The organism is Streptomyces kebangsaanensis, assembly GCF_001906585.1.
GTDB lineage: Bacteria > Actinomycetota > Actinomycetes > Streptomycetales > Streptomycetaceae > Streptomyces > Streptomyces kebangsaanensis.
Genome location: NZ_JUJA01000164.1, coordinates 8,624 through 12,792 on the forward strand (window position 1 = coordinate 8,624; position 4,169 = coordinate 12,792).

Below are 4,169 nucleotides of genomic sequence, written 5' to 3' on the forward strand. Positions count from 1 at the left end.
CAGTGCCCGCGGGCGATCCACTCCTGGAGGTTCGGGGCCTCGGCGCCGATGGTGGTGTCGTCGCCGTGGCCGGTGAGGACCTTCGTCTCGGGCGGCAGCGTCAGCAGACGGTCGCGGATCGAGTCGATGATCGTCGGGAAGTGGGAGTACGAGCGTCCGGTGGCGCCCGGACCCCCCTTGAAGAGGGTGTCGCCGGTGAAGACGACGCCGAGCCCGGGGTCGTACAGGCAGACCGCGCCCGGGGCGTGGCCGGGGGTGTGCAGGACCGTCAGGTCGGCGCCCGCGGCCTCGATCACCTGGCCGTCGACCAGGCGCTCGTCGGGTTCCCGGTCCGGGTGGGTCATCTTCCACAACGGCAGGTCGTCGCGGTGCAGCCAGATCGTCGCGCCGGTGAGGTCGGCGAGGGCGGGGGCCGCGTTGACGTGGTCGTTGTGGGCGTGGGTGCACACGATCGCGGTCAGCCGGCGGTCGCCCACGGCCTCGGCGATGGCCTGGGCGTCGTGGGCGGCGTCGATGACGACCGCCTCGTGGTCGTCACCGACGATCCAGACGTTGTTGTCGACGTCCCAGGTGCCCCCGTCCAGGGTGAACTGCCCGGAGGTGACGAGGCGTTCGATACGGGCGGCCATCACAGCACCACCACCGAGCGCAGCACGTCGCCGCGGTGCATCCGCTCGAACGCCTTCTCCACCTCGTCCAGTTGGATGGTCTCGGTGACGAACTTGTCCAGCGGCAGGCGTCCTTGCAGATGCAGGTCGATGAGCATCGGGAAGTCCCGGGAGGGCAGGCAGTCGCCGTACCAGCTCGACTTCAGCGCACCGCCGCGCCCGAAGACGTCCAGCAGCGGCAGTTCCAGCTTCATCTCCGGCGTCGGTACGCCCACCAGGACCACCGTGCCGGCCAGGTCACGGGCGTAGAAGGCCTGCTTGTACGTCTCCGGGCGGCCCACGGCATCGATGACGACGTCGGCGCCGAAGCCGCCGGTCAGCTCGCGGATCGCCTCGACCGGGTCGGTCTCCTTGGAGTTGACCGTGTGCGTGGCGCCCATGGTGCGGGCGGTCTCGAGCTTGCGGTCGTCGATGTCGACGGCGATGACCTTCGCCGCGCCCGCCAGGTACGCCCCGGCGATCGCCGCGTCGCCGACGCCGCCGCAGCCGATGACGGCGACCGAGTCGCCGCGGCCGACGCTCCCGGTGTTGATCGCCGCGCCGATGCCGGCCATCACGCCGCAGCCCAGCAGACCGGCCACCGCCGGGGAGACGGACGGGTCGACCTTGGTGCACTGACCGGCCGCCACCAGGGTCTTCTCGGCGAAGGCGCCGATGCCGAGGGCCGGGGAGAGTTCCGTGCCGTCGGTGAGCGTCATCTTCTGCCGCGCGTTGTGGGTGTCGAAGCAGTACCAGGGCCGCCCGCGCTCACAGGCGCGGCACTTGCCGCACACGGCCCGCCAGTTCAGGATCACGAAGTCGCCGGGCGCGACGTCGGTGACGCCCTCGCCGACCGACTCCACCACGCCCGCGGCCTCGTGACCGAGCAGGAACGGGAACTCGTCGTTGATGCCGCCCTGCTTGTAGTGCAGGTCGGTGTGGCAGACGCCGCAGGCCTGAACCCGTACGACGGCCTCACCCGGCCCCGGGTCCGGCACGACGATCGTCTCGACCCGCACGGGTTCGTTCTTCCCGGGCGCGATCACGCCGCGCACTTCCTGCGCCATGGTGCTGTTCCCTTCCGTTGAACGATGCACGTCCCATCCGACCCTACGCTCAACTGATCAGTAAGGCACTGCCGGGTCCGGCGCCCTGGCTGCGTTTGCCCAGCCCGCGGCGGCGGAGGAGCCTCGAAGGGGGAGGCCCGTCGCGGCCCGCTCCTCCCGGGCCGCCGCCCCCGCAGGAGGTCACCATGGCCGGCACGGCAAGCCCCGCCTTCGACACCGACACGCTGCGCCGCGGCATCGAGGGGGACACGGCGTCCACACTGCTGTCGCTGTACACGGACGACGCGGAGATCCGGATCGTGGACCGCAACGCCCAGCCCAGTCGTCCCAAGGTCCTGCACGGGCGCGACGAGATCGGCTCGATGCTGGACGACGTCTACGGCCGCGACATGACGCACAGGCTGGAGCAGTGCGTCGTGCAGGGCGACCACGCCGCCTACGTCGAGTCCTGCGAGTACGGGGACGGCGTCCGCGTACTCGCCGAGTCCATGGTCTCGCTGCGCGACGGCAGGATCGCCGATCAGATCATGATCCAGGTATGGGACGAGTAGGGAGGAAGGCCGCGAGGTTCCAGGTCAGCTCCCGGATGACCTGGACCTTCTCCGCCCGCGCGGGTCTGGGCGGGTCCCACTCGGCCGGGTTCCGGAAGTCACGGGCGGCGTCCCGACTGGCGCTCGCCGCTCTCCTCCGGCCGGTCCTGCGGACGGCCCGGCCCCGCCCGCGCCGTGCCACGCCGGGCGTGCGCCGACCGCGGCGGGCCCGTTCGGCTAGGCTGATGAGGGGCCGTGACTGGCGCTGAGAGCCCGCCGTCACGTCGCCGGGCCCGCCCTTCGGGCGGACGGGGGTGTGACGACAGGTTCCAAGGTGGAGCACCACCGGGGAGCGGTCCACGCAGAGTCTTGAGCCGCGCGCCTGGGCGATCCGTCGAACGCCCAGGAGTGATCATGTCCCAGGCCCGTCTGATGGACGGCACCGCGCTCGCCCGCCGTGTCGTGGAGGAGACCGCCGAGCAGGCCGCCGCACTGACCGGGCGCACCGGCACGGTGCCCTGTCTCGCGACGGTGCTGGTCGGGGAGGACCCCGCCTCCGTCACCTACGTGCGGATGAAGCAGAACCGCTGCCGCAGGGCCGGCATCGGCTCCCGCCACGTGGCGCTGCCCGCCGAGACCACCACCGAGGAACTGGTCGGCACGCTGCGGTCCCTGTCGGAGGACCCCGCCGTGCACGGCATCCTGCTCCAGCATCCGGTCGGCGACCACATCGACGAGCGGGCCGCGTTCGAGGCGATCGCGCCCGAGAAGGACGTCGACGGAGTCACCTTCGCCTCGTTCGCGGCGATGAGCTTCGGCCTGCCGGGGTTCGTCTCCTGCACGCCCGGCGGCATCCTGCGGCTGCTCGACGAGTACGGCGTCGAGCTCAGCGGCAGGCGNCGTCGTGGTCGGCCGCAGCGCGATCCTCGGCAAGCCGGTGGGCATGCTGCTGCTGGCGCGGGACGCGACGGTGACGTACTGCCACTCGCGCACCGCCGACCTGCCGTCCGTGGTCCGTGAGGCGGACGTCGTCGTCGCCGCCGTGGGCCGGCCGCGGCTGATCCGCGGTCAGGACGTCAAGCCGGGCGCCGTCGTGATCGACGCCGGTTACAACCCGGGCAACGTCGGCGACGTCGACTTCGACTCCGCCGTGGAGCGGGCCTCGCTGATCACCCCGGTGCCGGGCGGGGTCGGTCCGATGACGATCGCCACGCTGCTGGAGCAGACCGTGCGCGCCGCCGCCCGGCAGCTCGGGGTGTGACCGGCGCGCCCGGGCGCCGTACCGCCGTACCGCATGACGTCCCCGGCGCGGGACGCCGGCCGTGACAGGGGTGACGGGATCCGACATCCCTCGGGTCGTTCACGAGCGGCGGGCGGGCGCGCCGCCATACTGGCCGACGTGCGCGTAGCGATCATGACGGCGGGTTCCCGGGGCGACGTGGCCCCCTTCACCGGACTCGGGCACGGCCTGTCCCTCGCGGGGCACGCGGTGACCCTGGTCACGCACGGGTGCTTCGAGCCGCTGGTCGCGGGTTCGGGCCTGGGTTTCCATCCACTGCCGGTGGACCCGCGGGCCGAGCTGGAGTCCTCGCGCGGACGCGGGCTGCACCGCAGCGCCACCAGCGCGGGCAAGATGCTGCGGGCCGTGGGGCTGGCGCGGGCGGCCCTCGGCCGTATGACGGACGACCTGATCGCGGCGGCCGAGAAGAACGACGTGCTGCTGCTGGCCGGCTCGCTGGGTCCGGTCGGGCACGTCATCGCCGAGGCGCTGAGGCTGCCGAGCATGGGCGCGCATCTGCAGCCCCTCTCCCCCACGGGGGAGTTCGCCCCGCCCCTGCTCGGCGGCGGCCACTGGGGAACGGCGGCCAACCGCCTCGCCGGCCATGGCGTCAACCTGGCCGTGGAGCGGGTCTTCTCGGCGGCCG

The 4,169-nt window shown here is 72.6% G+C and carries 4 protein-coding genes and 2 pseudogenes; 4 read left to right on the top strand and 2 right to left on the bottom strand.

Annotated elements, in window-relative coordinates; genetic code table 11:
- Nucleotides 1-629 (bottom strand): MBL fold metallo-hydrolase (locus RH94_RS33080; protein ID WP_073952029.1); only part of this gene is annotated, 629 nt, incomplete at its 3' end.
- Nucleotides 629-1,714 (bottom strand): S-(hydroxymethyl)mycothiol dehydrogenase, encoded by a 1,086-nt coding sequence (locus RH94_RS33085; protein ID WP_073952030.1) that lies wholly within the window; start codon nucleotides 1,712-1,714, stop codon nucleotides 629-631. The genes RH94_RS33085 and RH94_RS33080, both read right to left, overlap by 1 nt.
- Before the next feature lie 185 nt (nucleotides 1,715-1,899).
- On the opposite strand from RH94_RS33085, the gene RH94_RS33090 reads away from it, so the two are divergent.
- The 4 genes and pseudogenes from RH94_RS33090 to RH94_RS45280 form a co-directional block, all read left to right on the top strand.
- A complete protein-coding gene (locus tag RH94_RS33090) occupies nucleotides 1,900-2,265 on the top strand; it encodes a nuclear transport factor 2 family protein (protein ID WP_073952031.1) in 366 nt (121 codons plus the stop codon).
- Between the two features lie 393 nt (nucleotides 2,266-2,658).
- Nucleotides 2,659-3,143, top strand: a pseudogene (locus RH94_RS45270) (tetrahydrofolate dehydrogenase/cyclohydrolase catalytic domain-containing protein); the annotation flags it as partial.
- Between the two features lies 1 nt (nucleotide 3,144).
- Nucleotides 3,145-3,505 (top strand): annotated as a pseudogene (locus RH94_RS45275) (bifunctional 5,10-methylene-tetrahydrofolate dehydrogenase/5,10-methylene-tetrahydrofolate cyclohydrolase); the annotation flags it as partial.
- A gap of 153 nt (nucleotides 3,506-3,658) precedes the next feature.
- Nucleotides 3,659-4,169 (top strand): glycosyltransferase (locus RH94_RS45280; protein WP_234426222.1); only part of this gene is annotated, 511 nt, incomplete at its 3' end.

Bases quoted from the DNA above. Each gene is read 5' to 3' on its own strand.
- RH94_RS33085 (WP_073952030.1), bottom strand. From the start codon at position 1,714: ATGGCGCAGGAAGTGCGCGGCGTGATCGCGCCCGGGAAGAACGAACCC.
- RH94_RS33090 (WP_073952031.1), top strand. From the start codon at position 1,900: ATGGCCGGCACGGCAAGCCCCGCCTTCGACACCGACACGCTGCGCCGC.